Here is a 16,944-nt window from a genome sequence, read left to right on the forward strand (position 1 = left end):
CGCGTGCGCGTGGCTCGGTGGTCACGTCGGGGGGGGGTGCGGGGCCGCGTCGGGGTGGGGCGGGGGTCGTGTCGGGGATTGCTCGGGGCCGCGTCGGGGGTGGTGCGGGCCGCTTGCAAGTGACCGCACGGCGACCCCTGGGGCACCTCACCGCCCCGCGAGAAACCCCTCGACCTCGTCGACCGTGGGCATCGCGGAGGAGCAGGCGAGGCGGGCGGCGACGAGGGCGCCGGCGGCGTTGGCGTACCGCATCATCGGCTCCAGCTCCCAGCCGGCGAGCAGCCCGTGACACAGCGCCCCGCCGAAGGCGTCCCCGGCACCGAGACCGTTCACCACCTCGACCGGCGTGGGCGGCACCTCCGCGACGCGCCCGTCACGGTGCACCGCCAGCACCCCCTTGGGCCCCTGCTTGATGACGGCCAGCTCCACGCCCCGCTCCAGCAGCGCCTGGGCGCAGGCTTTCGGGTCCCGCAGCCCGGTGGCGACCTCGGCCTCGTCCACATTGCCCACCGCGACGGTCGCGTACCGCAGCGCCGCTTCGTAATACGGGCGGGCGGTGGCCCGCGCCGCCGCACCGCTCGCCCCGCCGTCCTTGGAGGCGCCGCCCTCACCGCCCCAGAACATCGGCCGCCAGTCGAGGTCGAAGACGGTCGGACCGGCCTTGGCCCGGGCCTCCAGCGCGGCGAGGGTCGCACCGCGGCTCGGCTCCTCGCACAGCCCCGTACCGGTGATCCAGAAGATCCGGGCGGCCGCGATCGCCTCCCGGTCCAGCTCCTCCGGATGGATGACCAGGTCGGGCGCCTTCGGGCGGCGGTAGAAGTACAGCGGGAAGTCGTCCGGCGGAAAGATCTCGCAGAAGGTGACGGGCGTCGGAAGGTCGTCGACCGGCGTCACCCAGCGGTCGTCCACCCCGAACTCCCGCAGCGCCTGGTGCAGGTAGTCGCCGAACGGATCGCGTCCGGTACGGCTGATCACCGCGCTACGGCGTCCGAGCCGGGCCGCCGCCACCGCGACGTTGGCGGCGGAGCCGCCCAGGAACTTCCCGAAGGTCTCGACCTGCGCGAGCGACACGCCGGTCTGCAACGGATAGAGGTCGACTCCGATGCGGCCCATGGTGATCAGGTCGTACGGCTCGGTCATGTGCACCCCTTCGGGTCGGCCGGCGCGGCGGATTCGACGGCTTTCGACGGCTGGAGCTCTCGCGGCGGGTTCAACGGCTTCAGCTCTGAGGAAAGGTCTAACGGTGCACCTCAGACCCTGTCAACAGTTTGTCCTTACATTCTGACGTCAAAGCCCCTCTCGCCCCGCCCCGGCCGCACCTCCGCCACACCCCCACCTCACCCCGGCCGCGCCCCCACTACGCCCCCAACTACGCCTCCGTTTACGCCCCACCCACGCCCCGGCGCGCACCCCGGGAGCCACAAGCCCTTGCGCACCGCCGGGACTCCAGAGCTACAAAGTCCTTAAGTCCTTATGTCAGGACGAAGTCTTGACACTCCCCGGGGCGGCAGCGAGGCTGTGCCCCACAACCCCAGCCCAGCGTCTCCCGGTCACCGCCGACCGGCGAGAGGAGAGCCGCAGCATGTCCGTTCCCCATGCCGCCCCGCCCGTTCTGGACCGCATCCGCGTGGGTTCCGCACCCGACTCCTGGGGGGTGTGGTTCCCCGACGACGAGCAGCAAGTCCCCTGGCAGCGCTTCCTGGACGAGGTCACCGAGGCCGGCTACGAGTGGATCGAGCTCGGCCCGTACGGCTACCTCCCCACCGACCCCGCCGTCCTGCACGAGGAGATCGCCCGCCGCAGCCTGAAGGTCTCGGCCGGCACGATCTTCACCTCGATGCACCACGGCCCGTCCGTCTGGGACAAGACCTGGACCCACGTCTCCGAGGTGGCCACCCTCACCCAGGCCATGGGCGCCAAGCACCTCGTCGTGATCCCCTCCTTCTGGCGGGACGACAAGACCGCCGAGGAGCTGGAGCCGCGCGAGCTGACGGTCGAGCAGTGGAAGCACCTGACCACCGGCATGGAGCGGCTCGGCAAGCGCGTACGGGACGAGTTCGGACTGGACATCGTCGTGCACCCGCACGCCGACACCCACCTCGACACCGAGGAGCACGTCGAGCGCTTCCTGCACGTCACCGATTCCGACCTGGTCAACCTCTGCCTGGACACCGGCCATTACGCGTACTGCGGCGGCGACAGCGTCAAGCTGATCCGCACGTACGGCGAGCGGATCGGCTACCTGCACCTCAAGCAGGTCGACCCGGACATCCTCAGCGATGTCGTCGCCAAGGGCACGCCCTTCGGCCCGGCCGTGCAGCAGGGCGTGATGTGCGAACCGCCGCTCGGCGTGCCCGCGCTGCCGCCCGTCCTTGAGGCCGCCCAGGAGCTGAACGTCGACCTCTTCGCGATCGTCGAGCAGGACATGTACCCCTGCCCACCCGACCAGCCCTTCCCCATCGCCGAACGCACGCGGCGCTTCCTGCGCTCCTGCGGGGCCTGAACCACTCCGGTCACCGGTCACCGGTCGCCGATCACCGGTCACCGATCACCGGTCGCCGATCACCGACTGCCGGTCGCCGGCCGCCCCGCCATGGCGGCGCAGCGCGGCCTCTCCTCACATCCCCTCGCGCGGCGCAGCGTGTCCGGCTTCGCGTGGCACAGCGCGTGGCTCGTCGCGTCACGCAGCGCGTGGTTCGTCGCGTCACGCCGCGCGTCTCCCTTCGCGTCACGCAGCGTGTCTCTCTTCGCGTCACGCAGCGCGTCCTCTGGCATTGCGCGCCGCGTCTCCCTTAGCGTCGCGCGGCGCGTCGCCTGTTGATGCGCGGGGCGCCGGGCGCCGAGTTCCCCCTCGCCTCGTGGCGCCTCCTTGTACTCCGGCAACGATTACGGAGAGTAATCAGTTCCCAGGGTATATCACGCTCAGCAACACGTCACTCTGCAAGCAATACGTACCCTTCAGCACGTAAGGACTTGAGGACGACATGACTTCTTCGTACGGGACCCTCGGTGTGGCGGTCATCGGGACCGGCCGGATGGGCGCCGACCACGTGCGCCGGATCAACGACGTGATCAGCGGCGCCCGGGTGGCGGCCGTGGTCGACATCGACGCCGCCCGGGTCAAGCACCTCGCCGACGGCATCGACGGCTGTACCCCGTACACCGACCCGGCCGCCGCCATGGACGACCCCGCGGTGGACGCCGTACTGATCGCCTCGCCGGGCCCCGCGCACGAGGCAGCGCTGCTGGACGCGTTCGCGCGCGACCTGCCCGTGCTGTGCGAGAAGCCGCTGACGCCGGACGCCGCGTCCGCGCTGCGCGTCCTGGAGGCGGAGCAGGCGCTCGGCCACCGTCGCGTCCAGGTGGGGTTCATGCGGCGATACGACAAGGACTACCGCAGCCTGAAGGCCCTTCTGGACCGGCGCGCCTACGGCCGGCCGCTGATGCTGCACAACAAGCACCGCAACGCCGACACCCCGCCCGGTTTCACCAACGCCATGATGATCAACGACTCGGTGGTGCACGAGATCGACGTGACCCGCTGGCTGCTGGAGGAGGAGATCACCGCCGTACGGGTACTGCGACCGGCGCCCACCGGGAACGCGCCCGAGGGCCTCAGCGACCCGCAGCTGGTCCTCTTCGAGACCGCCGGCGGCCAGGTCGTCGACACCGAGATCTTCGTCAACTGCGGCTTCGGCTACCAGGTCAGCTGTGAGGCGGTCTGCGAGAGCGGTACGGCCAGGATCGGCGACGACCACGGCGTGTTCAGCAACACCGCGAGCCGCTGGGGCGGCGGCATCACCCCCGGATTCGTGGAGCGCTTCGAGGACGCGTACGACCGACAGGTGCAACGCTGGGTGGACGCCACCCGCCGCGGCGAGGTCGAGGGCCCCAGCTGCTGGGACGGCTATGCGGCGGCTGCGGTGTGCGAGGCGGGTGTGCTCGCCCAGGCCAGTGGCGAGCGGGTTGCGGTCGAACTGATCGAGCGACCCGCTCTGTACGGCTAGAGCCACCCGTAATTGATAGAGCCACCCCGTAACGGCTTGAGCCATCCCGTGCTCGACGGACAGTGCTGCCCCCGTGCTCAGTTGTCGGCGGCGTCGGCCCGGTCCGTCGTAGGTGTGCCCGCTCCCTGATCCACCGAAAGGCCCCGCTCCATGCACCTCCCTCGTGATCCGATATCCGCGCCCTCCCAATCCCAGCGGGGTTGACGATGTCCGCTCCGACCCGTCAGGCGGCGTCCGCCGGCCCGCGTGTCAGTCCGCGGGCCCGTGACGCCAAGCGCTTCATCGTCGGCATCGCTGCCATCGCCGCTCTCGGCGGCGCCCTGTTCGGATACGACACCGGGGTGATCTCCGGGGCGCTCCCCTTCATGGAGGACCACTTCGGCCTGACCTCCTTGGGTGAGGGCGTCATCACCAGCGCGCTGCTGATCGGCGCGGCCTTCGGTTCGCTGATCGGCGGCCGGATGTCCGACGCGCTGGGCCGGCGCAACTCGCTGCTGTGGGCGGGCGCCGTCTTCATCGGCGGGGCGATGGCCGTCGCCGTGTCGCCGGGCGTCCCGGTCATGACGGCGGCGCGCTTCGTGCTGGGCCTCGCGGTCGGCAGCGCCTCCGTGATCACCCCGCTCTACCTGTCGGAGATCGCGCCGCCGCACATCCGTGGCCGGCTGGTCTCCTTCAATTCGCTGATGATCGTCAGCGGCCAGCTGCTCGCCTACCTCATCAACGCCGTGCTGGCACGCTGGGAAGCCTGGCGCTGGATGCTGGGGCTCGCGGCCCTGCCCGCGGTGGCGCTGTTCGTCGGGCTGTTCTTCCTGCCCGACACGCCGCGCTGGTACATCAGCAAGGGCCGGCGCGACGAGGCCGCCCGGGTGCTGGGCCGTACGCTGCCGGCCGAGGACGTGCCCGCCGAGTTGGCGCGTATCGATCAGGCCCGCGAGCTGGAGGCGGGCGCCCGGCGCGGCGCGTGGCAGCAGTTGCGTACGCCGTGGGTGCGGCGGCTGCTGCTGATCGGCATCGGGCTGGCGGCCGTCCAGCAGATCACCGGGGTGAACGCCGTCGTCTACTTCGCGCCCAAGATCCTCGCCTCGACGGGGCTGGGCACCGGTGCGGCGATCACCGCGACGATCGCGGTGGGCGCGGTCTCCGTCCTCGCCACCGCCATCGGGATGGCCCTCATCGACCGGGTCGGCCGGCGTCCCCTGCTGATCACCGGTCTCGCCGGCATGACGGTCGCACTGGCATTGCTCGGTGCGTCCTTCCACCTCCCGCACTCGGCCGCCGTCAGCGCCCTCGTCCTCGGCCTGATGGTGCTCTACATGGCCTTCATGCAGGCCACGCTGAACACCGGGGTCTGGCTGCTGCTCGCGGAGATGTTCCCGCTCAAGGTGCGCGGGCTGGCTATGGGTGCCGCGGTGTTCGTGATGTGGGTGGTCAACTTCGCGGTGGCGCTGGTGTTCCCGGTGCTGCTGGACGCGATCGGCGCCGGCGCCACGTTCTGGTTCTTCGGCGCGATGTGCGTGCTGTCCCTGATCTTCTGCAAGCGGTACGCACCGGAGACGAAGGGGCTGGCGCTGGAGGATCTGGAGCACGAGCTGCGGAAGGCGGCGGGTGCGGAGGCGGTGGGGGTGGCGGTGGCGGCTGTGGACTCGACTGACTGATGTGTCGTCATATTTCGTCGCACCAGCGGCAGTTGTGGGGAACCGTGGGGCGGGCGCCCGGCGTCGGAGGGGGTGGAATCACATCCAACGGGGGAAACGGTGGACTTCGTGAATGCCAACGCACTCAGCCATGTCATCAAGCGCGCTGCCGTACTGACCGCGACCGCGGGGCTGCTGACCGCCGGGCTGCTCACCGGCCCGGCCGCCGCCAGCAGCCCGGCGCCCGCGGGCCGGCCGGCCGGAACGCTGGCGGCCTGCGCGTACTACAACGGGACCGCCCTCACCGTCTACGGTCAGCGCGGCGACCGGGTCTCGCAGGTGCAGTGCCTGCTGGCGAACCGTCGCTACCTCCCCTGGGGAGACGTGACGGGGTACTTCGGGCCCAAGACCCGCGCGGCGGTGAAGAAGTTCCAGGCCCGGCACCATCTGACCGCTGACGGGAAGGTCGGCAGGAAGACCTGGCGGGCGCTCTACACCGCCTGATCGGGCCGCGGAACGTGTGGCGGGCCGGTTTCCCCGGGAGCGGGAACCGGCCCGCCACACTGCTACCCCACCGGCCCCCCTGAACCTGCCGCCCCAGCAACCCCACCACCCCCAACAACTCCACGAACCCCGCCGCCCCGGCCTGCCCCGCCTCCCCCCTGCGCCCGTCCCGTATCCGTCCCGCCTCCGTCACAGGCGTCCCCCGCGCGTCACGGCTGTCACCGTTGCGCGGGTCTTCCGTCACAGCCGATCAACAGCCCCTCCCCGACCGTCACTCGGTGTCGTTGTCCAGGCACAGGGTGAGTGATCACCAGGCCGTACGCGGCTCCCGGCCGGCTCCCCCGGGTCGACCCTGCGTACGGCACGGCAGCCAGGAGGTGGCAGAGATGACCGACCGCAGGCTCTGGTCGTACAAGGAGATCGCCGCACACATCCAGGTGCAGCCGGACACCGTGCGCTCGTATCGCAAGCACGGGCTGCTGCCGGAACCGGACCTGGTGGAGGGCGGGAAACCGTACTGGTTCGCCGACACGGTCAGAGCGTGGGTGGCTCAGCGACCCGGCCAGCGCGGCCGCCGCTGACGCCACCCTGGACCAGGCCCGGCCCCGGGTCCCGGTGCACCGCACCAGGCGGAGCGCCGGGATCCGGCGCCCGGGAGCGCCCATTCCATGAGCACGCCGACGACCTCCCTCGCGGCCGCGACGGCTCTACGATCGGGGTATGCCCCAGGAATCCCGGGCAGCAGCGCCCGCCCGGCTCGCGGTGATCGGTGCCGGTGCGATCGGCGGCTACACCGCCGCCCTCGCCCACTGGGCCGGTCTGGACGTCACCCTGTGCGTACGCGCTCCCCTGGACGGCCTGACGGTCGAGAGCGGCGGTGAGGCGCGCGCCGCGGCGGTGCGGATCGCCACCGATCCGGCGCGGGCGACGCCGGTCGACTGGGTGCTGCTGACCACCAAGGCGCAGGACACCGCGGGTGCCGAGGGCTGGCTGCGGCGGCTGTGCGGCCCCGGTGCCGCCGTGGCGGTGCTGCAGAACGGCGTCGGCCAGGAGGAGCGGGTGGCCCCGCTCGTGCCCGAGGGCACGGGCATCCTTCCCACCGTCGTCTACATCTCCGCGGAGCGCCTCGCGCCCGGCCGGATCCTGCATCACGTCGCCAGCGAACTGCACGTGCCCGAGGGCCCGTTGGCGGACCGTTTCGCCGCTCTGCTGTCCGGCAGCGGGCTGCAGGTGCATCGGGTCCCGGATTTCACCACGGCCGTCTGGCGCAAGCTGTTCACCAACCTCGCCGCCAACCCCCTCACCGCTCTCCTCCAGCAGCGGATGGGTGTCTTCGCCGACCCCGGGATGGCGCGGCTCAGCCGGGATCTGCTGCGTGAGGCGGCCGCGGTGGCGCGGGCGGAGGGGGCGGACCTCGGCGAGGAGGACATCGCAAGGACGCTGGAGCTGTACGCCGCGGCGCCTCCGGACGGCGGCTCCTCGATGCTGTACGACCGTCTCGCCGGGCGCCCGTTGGAGCATGAGTTCATCACGGGTGCGGTGGTGCGGGCGGGCGAACGGCACGGCATCGCGACGCCGTTGAACGGGATGCTGCTGACCCTGCTGCGGGCGGTGGACCGCGATCTGCGGGCCGGGAGGGCGTAGCGGGGAACCGCAGCCGGGGCGCGTGTGGTCAGGCTGTCGGGGGTGGTGCGGTGGACCCCCGGATTTCGAGTTCCGGGGTGACGAGGCGGTGGGCGGCGGGGGCGTCCGGGTGCGCCATCCGGTCCAGCAGGCAGCGGGCCGCCCGGCGGCCGACCTCGTGGCTGACGTTGTTCACCGAGTTCAGCCAGAGGTGGCGGATGCGGGCGAGGTAGGTGTTGTCGTAGCCGACGAGGGAGAGGTCGGTGGGCACGTCCAGGCCGAGTTCCTGGGCGGCGGAGAGCGCGCCGACGCAGGAGATGTCGTTGAACGCGAAGACCGCGGTGGGCCGTTCGTTGCCGCGCGCCCCGGTGAGCAGCCGTACGGCGGCCCGGTAGCCGCCCTCTTCGGTACCGTCGCCGGTTTCCACGGCGGCGCTCGCGTCGAGGCCGTGGGCGCGTACGGCCGCCTCGAAGCCGCGCCGGCGCAGCTCGCCGACCAGGCCGTGTCCGGTGAGGTGGGCGATGCGTCGATGGCCCAGGGCGATGAGGTGCTCGGTGGCGAGCCGGGCGCCGCGCTCGTCGTCGTTGGCGACGATGTCGACGTGCGGCAGGCGGGGTTCGTGGTTGCCGGCGATGACGGTGGGCAGCCGCCCGGCGACCTCGGCGAGCCCGTCGGTGTCCGGGAGGGTGCCGACGACGACGAGGCCGTCGACCCGCAGCTCCTGGAAGGTGCGGGCGAAGTCCTGGCCGGCGCGGTGGTCGAGGCGGCCGTCGGCGATCAGCATGCGCAGGCCGTGCGCCTGAAGTAGGGAGTTCAGGCCGTCGAGGACGTCGACGAACCAGGGGTTGCGCATGTCGTTCAGCAGCACGCCGACGGTATGGGTGCGGCGGGCGACGAGGCTGCGGGCGGCGGCGTTCGGCCGGTAGCCCAGCTCGTCGATGGCGTCGAGGACGGCCTGCCGCTTGGCGGCGCTGACCCGCGGTGAGTCCTGCAGCACCAGCGAGACCAGCGATTTGGAGACCCCGGCCCGCTCGGCGACGCCGCGGATCGTCGGCGGGCGCGGCCCACCCGGGCGCCCGCCGGCTCCGCGCTCCTCTTCGGCGGCGCGCTCGTTGGACCGTTCCATGGACGAGATCCTTCCAGCGGTCCGCCGCACCGTCAACGGCGGCTCCGGCACCCATCCGTACGCGCCCCGACCAGACCCTGCGCGCCCCGGGGCAGGCCACGGCACATGGACTGCCGTGACCGGGCCGGCGGCCGCACCGAAGCCCGCAGAGGGATTGACATGCAGACATCAGGACATGCAGGGTGCCCGGAACGGCCCCGGATTGGATCGTTCCAACCACGACCAGTCGCCTTCCCTCCTCCCTCCCGTCTCCTCTCCTCCCCTCTCCCTCCGGAAGGACCGAGCATGAAGATCGGCCTCATCGGTACCGGGCGCATCGGCGCGTTCCACGCCCGGACCCTGCAGAGCGTCCCGGGCGTGCGTGACCTCGTGGTCGCCGACGCCGACTCGGCGCGTGCCGCGGCGCTGGCTGACGCCCTCGGCGTACGGGCCGCCGCGAGCATCCCGGAGATGTACGCGCAGGGCCTGGACGGTGTGGTGATCGCCGCGGCGACCAGCGCACACGCCACGCTGATCCACCAGGCGCTGGACGCCGGGGTGCCGGTGTTCTGCGAGAAGCCGGTCGCACTGGACGTGCCGGGCACGGTCGGCGTGGTGGAGCGGGCGGAGGCCGGCAGTGTGCCCGTGCAGATCGGCTTCCAGCGCCGCTTCGACGCCGGTTACCGGGCCGCCCGGGAGGCGCTGCGCTCGGGCGAGCTGGGCTGGCTGCACACCCTGCGCGCCTGCACCAGCGACCGGACGCCGCCCCCGGCCGGCTACATCCCCACCTCCGGCGGGCTGTTCCGGGACTGTTCGATCCATGACTTCGACATCCTGCGCTGGCTCACCGGGCGTGAGGTGGTCTCGGTCTACGCCCAGGGCGCCAACCGGGGCGCGTCCTTCTTCGCCGACGGGGACGACGTCGACACCTGCGCGGCCCTGCTGCGCTTCGACGACGACACCCTCGCCACCGTCACCGCGACCCGCTACAACGGCGCGGGCCATGACGTGCGGTTGGAGGTCTGCGGCTCCGAGGGCGCCCGGTTCGTCGGCCTGGACGACCGGGCGCCGCTGCCGTCCGCGGAGCCGGAGCTGTCCTGGCGGCGGGCCGCCGACCCGTACGCCACGTTCATGGAGCGCTTCCACGACGCCTATGTCACCGAGCTGGGGGTCTTCACCGAGGTCGCCGCGGGCCGCCGGCCGAGTCCGTGCTCTCCGGCGGAGGCGCTGGAGGCGCTCTATGTCGCCGAGTCCTGCGAGCGGTCACGCCGGACCGGCGCACCGGTGGCGGTCGCGGACGTCCGCGTCACGGCCGGGCCTGCGGCCCCGGGGGCCGGGGCGGCCGCGGGCGCCTGAGCGGCGTCGGGGGTGAGGGAGAAGCGGGGGCGTGAGAAGCGGGGCGCGGAGGAGGCGCGGTCCGCAAGGGGGGCGCGGTCGTCGCGCCCCTCGCCGTCCCGTTCACCGCTTCGGTCGGGCCGTTCCCGTAGTGCCCGGCGCCGGGCGGCCCACTGGATCGCGGTGCCGGCGGCGGCGACCACGCAGGAGACGCCCAGGCCGATGCCGACGGCGTGGAGCCGGTTGTGGACGGCCGCGCTGCCGAGGTAGCCGAGGCCGATGGAGTATGTCGCCCAGGTCAGTTCGGCGATGCCGGCGCCGAGTGCGTACTTCCGCCACGGATAGCGCAGCACCCCGGCCGCCAGCGCCCCGGCGATCCGTCCGCTGGGCAGGAACCGTACGGCGACGACGAACGGCAGGCCGTAGCGCTCGACGCGCTGGGCGGTCCACTCCAGCAGTGCCCGGCGGCGGGGGTTGCGCCGCATCCAGGTGCGTACGGGGCCTCCGAACCGCCGGGCGGCCAGGTACATCAACAGGTCCCCGAGCAGTGCGCTGACGGCGACGGCCAGGATCACCTGGGGCAGGAAGAGTTCGCCCCGGGAGGCGAGGACGCCGGCGGAGACGAGCAGGGCGGAGTTGGGGACCAGCGGCGGCAGGGTCGTGAGCACCAGCAGGCCGTAGAGGGCGAGTACGTCCATCCGGCCGCCTCCTCGGATCCGCCCCGAGTCCGTACCCCAAGGCTGACGCGGGGCGGGGGACACGGCAACGCGATGGTGTGGCGAGGGCTGGATTGATACCCCCTAGGGGTATAGAGTGCGTAGGGTGCAGGAGGTATCGACAGCCACCTGGGCCCCGTGCGTCCCTCGCGACCCACCCCGGCCCGTCGCGGCATCCGATATCCGGCACCGCGGAGAATGCTCCGCACCGACGGAACGCATCGGCATCACGAGGAGACTCCCCCATGACCGAGAACAGCTCCTGCTGCACCCCGCAAGGCTCCTGCCACTCCGGCGGCTCCGACGTCCAGGTCGGCGAGGTCACCACGACGTACAAGGTCACCGGCATGACCTGCGGGCACTGCGAGGGTGCGGTGGCGTCCGAGATCGGCGAGATCGCCGGCGTCAGCTCGGTGCAGGCGGTGGCGGCCACCGGGCTGGTGACCGTGACGTCCAAGGCCCCGCTGGACGAGGAGGCCGTGCGCGCGGCGGTCGACGAGGCCGGCTACGAGCTCGCGGGAGAGGCGGTCTGACCCGCCGCCCCCCACCCCTGCTCACTCCGGCCCGTCAGGGCTCGCGGGCGCGGGCCGGACTGCCGTCGGCGGCCCGGCCCGCGCCCGTGCGTTCAACCGGGCCGGCGGCCGCCCCGCGGGACGCGAATTTTCACGCGGTTCTTACAACTGACACAACGCCCCCACCTCGGGACACAACACCCATACCTCTGGACCTCGATCTCCAGATGGTGGCCCTTGACCGCATTCGCACCCATATGGCAAGAGACCCAGATCACACTCATTGGAACGTAACCATTGAGGGGGGTCGCGAGTCTAACCGGGCAGTGCAGGCACCCCGGCGGGGCTTGCACTGGCACCAGCCGTGCCGATCTTGGGGATCGCGCCCGGCTACGCGTGGCCGGGGCGACGTGCCCGGGGAGCTTTGAGCGGCCCTCCCGATGTGCGCGTCCCGGCGGAGCGCGGTGCAACCCGGAACGCCCGGACGGATCCCGTGGGGGGAATCCAACCGGGACAGGGGAAGCGCCCCGCACTCTGGACCCGTGGGGGGATCCGGAGGCGGGGCGCTTTCGCTTTATGTGCTCAGCGCTTTATGCGCTCAGCGCCGGCAGGGCGTTCAGCGCTGCTCGACCGGCACGAAGTCGCGCTCGACGACGCCGGTGTAGATCTGGCGCGGGCGGCCGATGCGGGAGCCGGGCTCCTTGATCATCTCGTGCCACTGGGCGATCCAGCCGGGGAGCCGGCCGAGCGCGAAGAGCACGGTGAACATCTCGGTCGGGAAGCCCATGGCCCGGTAGATCAGACCGGTGTAGAAGTCCACGTTCGGGTAGAGCTTGCGCGAGACGAAGTAGTCGTCGGAGAGCGCGTGCTCCTCCAGCTTGAGGGCGATGTCCAGCAGCTCGTCGGACTTGCCGAGCGCGGAGAGGACGTCGTGCGCCGCCGCCTTGATGATCTTCGCGCGGGGGTCGAAGTTCTTGTAGACGCGGTGCCCGAAGCCCATGAGCTTCACGCCGTCTTCCTTGTCCTTCACCTTGCGGATGAAGGCGTCGACGTCGCCGCCGTCGCGCTGGATGCGCTCCAGCATCTCCAGCACGGACTGGTTGGCGCCGCCGTGCAGGGGGCCCCACAGGGCGTTGATGCCGGCCGAGATCGAGGCGAAGAGGTTCGCCTGCGAGGAGCCGACCAGGCGGACCGTGGAGGTCGAGCAGTTCTGCTCGTGGTCGGCGTGCAGGATCAGCAGCTTGTCCAGGGCACTGACCACGACCGGGTCGAGCTCGTAGTCGGCGGCGGGCACCGAGAAGGTCATCCGCAGGAAGTTCTCGACGTACCCGAGGTCATTGCTCGGGTAGACGACGGGGTGGCCGACCGACTTCTTGAAGGCGTACGCCGCGATCGTCGGGAGCTTGGCCAGCAGCCGGATCGTGGAGATGTGGCGCTGCTGCTCGTCGAACGGGTTGTGGCTGTCCTGGTAGAAGGTCGACAGCGCGCTGACCACGGACGACAGCATCGCCATCGGGTGGGCGTCCCGGGGGAAGCCGTCGTAGAAGCGCTTGACGTCCTCGTGGAGCAGGGTGTGGTAAGTGATGTCCTGCTTGAAGGCGGACAGCTGGTCGACGGTGGGCAGCTCACCGTTGATCAGCAGATACGCGGTCTCGACGAACGTGCTGCGCTCTGCGAGCTGCTCGATCGGATACCCGCGGTAACGAAGAATTCCCTGCTCACCATCGAGATAGGTGATCGCGGATTTATATGCCGCGGTGTTGCCGTAACCGGAGTCCAGGGTCACCAGACCGGTCTGGGCGCGCAGCTTCGAGATATCGAAGCCCTTGTCGCCGACGCTGCTGTCGACGACCGGGTAGCTGTATTCGCCGTCCCCGTAACGCAGTACTACAGAGTTGTCGCTCACGTCATCCCTCACCGACGTTGTGCCTCTTCTTCGAGGTGCCCTGACTGCCTATACCTTCCCCCATTTGGACCTTGGATGTGCACTCGGGGTCGGCCATAGGGCCTCATTGCGGCACTCAGTGCCGCGCCAGTGTCCCATCCTGCTCCCCTTCGCGCCGATTGGGAAAGAGGAGTGGCATCACATCGCCCCGGAGAGCCGGTGAGCCAGCGCCGTACACCTCCGACCGGCGGATACCGTGCGTACGGCCTGTCCCAGGGCCTTGCGGGAGCCGACCAGGACCACCAGGCGCTTTGCCCGGGTCACCGCGGTATACAGCAAATTGCGCTGCAACATCATCCACGCACTCGTGGTGACCGGAATCACCACCGCTGGATACTCACTACCCTGCGAGCGATGGATCGTCACCGCATAGGCGTGGGCGAGTTCGTCGAGTTCGTCGAAGTCGTAGGGGACCTCCTCGTCCTCGTCGGTGAGCACGGTCAGCCGCTGCTCGTCGGAGTCGAGGGCGGTGACCACGCCCACCGTGCCGTTGAAGACACCGTTGCGGCCCTTTTCGTAGTTGTTCCTGATCTGGGTGACTTTGTCACCCACCCGGAAGACCCGGCCGCCGAAGCGGCGCTCGGGCAGGTCGGGGCGGGCGGGGGTGACGGCCTGCTGGAGGAGACCGTTCAGGGCGCCCGCACCGGCCGGGCCGCGGTGCATCGGGGTCAGCACCTGGACGTCGCGGCGCGGGTCGAGGCCGAACTTCGCCGGGATCCTGCGGGCCGCCACATCGACCGCCAGGCGCCCGGCCTCCTCATTGTCCTCCTCCGCGAACAGGAAGAAATCGGTCAGCCCGCTTGTCAGCGGCGGCACGCCGGAATTGATCCGGTGGGCGTTGGCGACCACGCCGGACTCCTGGGCCTGGCGGAAGATCCGGGTCAGCCGGACCGCGGGCACCGTCCCGGGCTCGGCGAGCAGGTCCCGCAGCACCTCACCGGCCCCGACCGACGGCAGCTGGTCGACGTCCCCCACCAGCAGCAGGTGGGCGCCCGGCGGCACCGCCTTGACGAGCTTGTTCGCCAGCAGCAGATCCAGCATCGACGCCTCGTCGACGACCACCAGATCGGCGTCCAGCGGGTGGTCCGCGTCGTAGGCGGCGTCCCCGCCGGGCTTGAGCTCCAGCAGGCGGTGGACCGTGGAGGCATCGGCCCCGGTCAGCTCCGAAAGCCGCTTGGCCGCCCGGCCCGTGGGCGCCGCCAGCACCACCTTGGCTTGCTTGGCGCGGGCCAGCTCGACGACCGAGCGGACCGTGAAGGACTTGCCGCAGCCCGGCCCGCCCGTGAGGACCGCGACCTTCTGCGTCAGGGCCAGCCGTACCGCTTCCCGCTGCTCGGGCGCCAGCTCGGCGCCCGTACGGCGCGCCAGCCAGGCCAGCGCCTTGTCCCAGGCGACGTCCCGGAACGCCGGCATCCGGTCGTCCTCGGTCCGCAGCAGCCGGCTCAGCCGGCCGGCGAGCGAGATCTCGGCGCGGTGGAAGGGCACCAGATAGACGGCGGTGACGGGCGCGCCGTCCTGCCCCGCCGGCACCTTCTCCCGCACCACCCCCTCCGGGTCCGCGGCCAGCTCCCCCAGGCAGTCGATGACCAGGCCGGTGTCCACCTGGAGCAACTTCACCGCGTCGGCGATCAGTTGCTCCTCGGGCAGGAAGCAGTGGCCCTGGTCCGTGGACTGCGACAGGGCGTACTGCAGGCCGGCCTTGACCCGGTCCGGGCTGTCGTGCGGGATGCCCACGGCCTGGGCGATGCGGTCCGCGGTCAGGAAGCCGATGCCCCAGACGTCGGCGGCCAGGCGGTAGGGCTGGTTGCGGACGACGGAGATCGAGGCGTCGGCGTACTTCTTGTAGATCCGCACCGCGATGGACGTGGACACCCCGACGCCCTGGAGGAAGACCATGACCTCCTTGATGGCCTTCTGCTCCTCCCAGGCGGCGCCGATCAGCTTCGTCCGCTTGGGGCCCAGGCCGGGCACTTCGACGAGGCGCGCCGGCTCGCGCTCGATGACGTCGAGGGTGTCCGTGCCGAAGTGCTCCACGATGCGGTCGGCGATCCGCGGCCCGATGCCCTTGATCAGGCCGGAGCCGAGGTAGCGGCGGATGCCCTGGATCGTGGCCGGCAGGACCGTTGTGTAGTTGTCGCAGTGGAACTGCTTGCCGTACTGCGGGTGGGAGCCCCAGCGGCCCTCCATGCGCAGCGACTCCCCCGGCTGCGCCCCGAGCAGCGCCCCCACGACGGTCAGCAGATCGCCCGAGCCGCGGCCCGTGTCGACCCGCGCGACGGTGTAGCCGCTCTCCTCGTTGGCGTAGGTGATCCGCTCCAGGACCCCTTCCACCACGGCTCCGTTGACCATGACCCGACCGTACCGCCGGGGTGTGACAACGCGCCCGCGAACAAGGGTCCGCGCGGGCGTGAAGGTGCCGGGGGGGAACGCGGGGCGGCGCGGATCGCCGTCGGAGCACCATCGAGGGGCCCGTCCGATGGTCGGGCCCCTCGATTCCCCCCTCCGCGCCGGCCCCGGATCCCCCCGGATCCCTCCCCCTATCGGGACCAGCGTCAGCTATGACTTTTGTCGGACGCCAACGGTTGCACGCCGGCGCCGAGTTCTTCCTCCGTTGCCGGAAGTTCGATTTTCGCCGGTCATCCGACGTGCGCCCGGTAGCGGGCCACGACTTCGGCCAGCACGTCGGCGCCGTTTCGTGCCCACAGCGCCGGGTTGAAGATCTCCACCTCGATCGGCCCCCGGTAGCCGGCCGCCTCGACGCGCTCCCGGAACCACCGCAGATCCACCGATCCGTCGCCCAACTGCCCGCGGCCCAGGAGGACGCCCTCGGGCAGCGGGGTCACCCAGTCGGCGAGCTGGAAGGCGGCGATCCGGGAACCGGCCCCCGCTCCCGCGCCGCCCGCGCGGTCGATCTGCGGGCCGGCCGTGTCGTCCCACCACAGGTGGTAGGTGTCCACCACGACGCCCACCCGGTCGGCGGGGAACCGCTCGGCAAGGTCCAGCGCCTGCGTCAGCGTGGAGACCACGCAGCGGTCCGCGGCGTACATCGGGTGCAGTGGTTCGAGGGCCAGCCGTACGCCCCGCTCGGCGGCGTACGGGGCCAGCTCGGCGAGCGCGTCGGCGACCCGCTCCCGGGCACCGGGCAGGTCCCGGCTGCCGGCCGGCAGGCCGCCGGAGACCAGGACGAGGGTGTCGGTCCCCAGGGCGGCGGCCTCGTCGAGGGCCGCCCGGTTGTCGTCCAGTGCCGCCGCCCGCTCACCGGGGTCGAGGGCGGTGAAGAACCCGCCCCGGCACAGGCTGGTGACCCGCAGCCCGGCGTCCCGTACGAGCCGGGCGGCCGCGCGCACCCCGTACTCCTGGACCGGCGCCCGCCACAGGCCCACGCCGTGGACGCCCGCCCGTGCGCACCCGTCGGCCAGTTCCGGCAGTGACCACTGTCTGACGGTCTCCTGATTGAGACTCAGCCGGGACAGCGCGGACGCCCCCGGGGAGGGAGGGGAGGACCTGTCTCTTATACACATCTGACGCTGCCGACGATCTACTCTGTGTAGATCTCGGTGGTC

At 71.4% G+C, this 16,944-nt stretch carries 14 protein-coding genes; 8 read left to right on the forward strand and 6 right to left on the reverse strand.

The window, feature by feature from the left end; translation table 11 throughout:
- Positions 1-147: 147 nt before the first annotated feature.
- On the reverse strand, positions 148-1,140 hold the full coding sequence (gene iolC, locus OO62_RS04085) for a 5-dehydro-2-deoxygluconokinase (protein ID WP_033265758.1): 993 nt from the start codon (positions 1,138-1,140) through the stop codon (positions 148-150).
- Positions 1,141-1,582: 442 nt separating this feature from the next.
- Between iolC and OO62_RS04090 the strand changes: the two genes are divergently transcribed.
- The 6 genes from OO62_RS04090 to OO62_RS04115 all read left to right on the forward strand — a co-directional run bounded on the left by OO62_RS04090 (position 1,583) and on the right by OO62_RS04115 (position 7,789).
- Positions 1,583-2,503, forward strand: coding sequence for a sugar phosphate isomerase/epimerase family protein (locus OO62_RS04090; protein WP_033265759.1), 921 nt, complete (start codon positions 1,583-1,585; stop codon positions 2,501-2,503).
- Between the two features lie 481 nt (positions 2,504-2,984).
- Complete coding sequence (locus OO62_RS04095; RefSeq protein ID WP_033265760.1) at positions 2,985-4,007, forward strand: Gfo/Idh/MocA family protein; 1,023 nt, start codon at positions 2,985-2,987, stop codon at positions 4,005-4,007.
- Between the two features lie 206 nt (positions 4,008-4,213).
- On the forward strand, positions 4,214-5,662 hold the full coding sequence (locus OO62_RS04100; protein ID WP_051732639.1) for a sugar porter family MFS transporter: 1,449 nt from the start codon (positions 4,214-4,216) through the stop codon (positions 5,660-5,662).
- A gap of 108 nt (positions 5,663-5,770) precedes the next feature.
- A complete protein-coding gene (locus OO62_RS04105; protein WP_033265811.1) occupies positions 5,771-6,145 on the forward strand; it encodes a peptidoglycan-binding domain-containing protein in 375 nt (124 codons plus the stop codon).
- Positions 6,146-6,531: 386 nt separating this feature from the next.
- Entirely contained in the window at positions 6,532-6,726 is a 195-nt protein-coding gene (locus OO62_RS04110; protein WP_033265761.1) for a helix-turn-helix transcriptional regulator, read from the forward strand.
- A 139-nt stretch (positions 6,727-6,865) separates the two neighbouring features.
- Positions 6,866-7,789 (forward strand): 2-dehydropantoate 2-reductase, encoded by a 924-nt coding sequence (locus OO62_RS04115; protein WP_051732643.1) that lies wholly within the window; start codon positions 6,866-6,868, stop codon positions 7,787-7,789.
- A 28-nt stretch (positions 7,790-7,817) separates the two neighbouring features.
- Here the strand turns inward: OO62_RS04115 and OO62_RS04120 are convergent, their stop codons facing one another.
- Entirely contained in the window at positions 7,818-8,894 is a 1,077-nt protein-coding gene (locus OO62_RS04120) for a LacI family DNA-binding transcriptional regulator (RefSeq protein WP_078617002.1), read from the reverse strand.
- A 285-nt stretch (positions 8,895-9,179) separates the two neighbouring features.
- On the opposite strand from OO62_RS04120, the gene OO62_RS04125 reads away from it, so the two are divergent.
- The gene (locus OO62_RS04125; RefSeq protein ID WP_033265763.1) at positions 9,180-10,229 is read left to right on the forward strand and encodes a Gfo/Idh/MocA family protein; all 1,050 of its coding nucleotides are present in this window, start codon (positions 9,180-9,182) and stop codon (positions 10,227-10,229) included.
- Here OO62_RS04125 and OO62_RS04130 read toward each other — a convergent pair.
- Complete coding sequence (locus tag OO62_RS04130) at positions 10,112-10,906, reverse strand: DedA family protein (RefSeq protein ID WP_078617003.1); 795 nt, start codon at positions 10,904-10,906, stop codon at positions 10,112-10,114. The two genes, OO62_RS04125 and OO62_RS04130, sit on opposite strands and share 118 nt — an antisense overlap.
- Before the next feature lie 263 nt (positions 10,907-11,169).
- Between OO62_RS04130 and OO62_RS04135 the strand changes: the two genes are divergently transcribed.
- A complete protein-coding gene (locus OO62_RS04135; RefSeq protein WP_033265764.1) occupies positions 11,170-11,457 on the forward strand; it encodes a heavy-metal-associated domain-containing protein in 288 nt (95 codons plus the stop codon).
- Between the two features lie 595 nt (positions 11,458-12,052).
- Here the strand turns inward: OO62_RS04135 and OO62_RS04140 are convergent.
- The 3 genes from OO62_RS04140 to OO62_RS04150 form a co-directional block, all read right to left on the reverse strand.
- Positions 12,053-13,342, reverse strand: a complete 1,290-nt coding sequence (locus OO62_RS04140; RefSeq protein ID WP_033265765.1) for a citrate synthase — start codon at positions 13,340-13,342, stop codon at positions 12,053-12,055.
- 177 nt (positions 13,343-13,519) lie between these two features.
- Positions 13,520-15,730: an SF1B family DNA helicase RecD2 gene (gene recD2, locus OO62_RS04145; RefSeq protein ID WP_033265766.1), complete on the reverse strand. Its 2,211-nt coding sequence runs from the start codon at positions 15,728-15,730 to the stop codon at positions 13,520-13,522.
- 287 nt (positions 15,731-16,017) lie between these two features.
- Entirely contained in the window at positions 16,018-16,902 is an 885-nt protein-coding gene (locus OO62_RS04150) for a sugar phosphate isomerase/epimerase family protein (RefSeq protein WP_051732645.1), read from the reverse strand.
- Positions 16,903-16,944 lie beyond the last annotated feature (42 nt).

The organism is Streptomyces lydicus (genome assembly GCF_000717345.1).
In the GTDB taxonomy this organism is placed as follows: Bacteria; Actinomycetota; Actinomycetes; order Streptomycetales; family Streptomycetaceae; genus Streptomyces; species Streptomyces lydicus.

Coding starts and splice junctions, on each gene's coding strand:
- iolC (WP_033265758.1), bottom strand. CDS start 1,140: ATGACCGAGCCGTACGACCTGATCACCATGGGCCGCATCGGAGTCGAC.
- OO62_RS04090 (WP_033265759.1), top strand. CDS start 1,583: ATGTCCGTTCCCCATGCCGCCCCGCCCGTTCTGGACCGCATCCGCGTG.
- OO62_RS04095 (WP_033265760.1), top strand. CDS start 2,985: ATGACTTCTTCGTACGGGACCCTCGGTGTGGCGGTCATCGGGACCGGC.
- OO62_RS04100 (WP_051732639.1), top strand. CDS start 4,214: ATGTCCGCTCCGACCCGTCAGGCGGCGTCCGCCGGCCCGCGTGTCAGT.
- OO62_RS04110 (WP_033265761.1), top strand. CDS start 6,532: ATGACCGACCGCAGGCTCTGGTCGTACAAGGAGATCGCCGCACACATC.
- OO62_RS04115 (WP_051732643.1), top strand. CDS start 6,866: ATGCCCCAGGAATCCCGGGCAGCAGCGCCCGCCCGGCTCGCGGTGATC.
- OO62_RS04120 (WP_078617002.1), bottom strand. CDS start 8,894: ATGGAACGGTCCAACGAGCGCGCCGCCGAAGAGGAGCGCGGAGCCGGC.
- OO62_RS04125 (WP_033265763.1), top strand. CDS start 9,180: ATGAAGATCGGCCTCATCGGTACCGGGCGCATCGGCGCGTTCCACGCC.
- OO62_RS04130 (WP_078617003.1), bottom strand. CDS start 10,906: ATGGACGTACTCGCCCTCTACGGCCTGCTGGTGCTCACGACCCTGCCG.
- OO62_RS04135 (WP_033265764.1), top strand. CDS start 11,170: ATGACCGAGAACAGCTCCTGCTGCACCCCGCAAGGCTCCTGCCACTCC.
- recD2 (WP_033265766.1), bottom strand. CDS start 15,730: ATGGTCAACGGAGCCGTGGTGGAAGGGGTCCTGGAGCGGATCACCTAC.
- OO62_RS04150 (WP_051732645.1), bottom strand. CDS start 16,902: ATGTGTATAAGAGACAGGTCCTCCCCTCCCTCCCCGGGGGCGTCCGCG.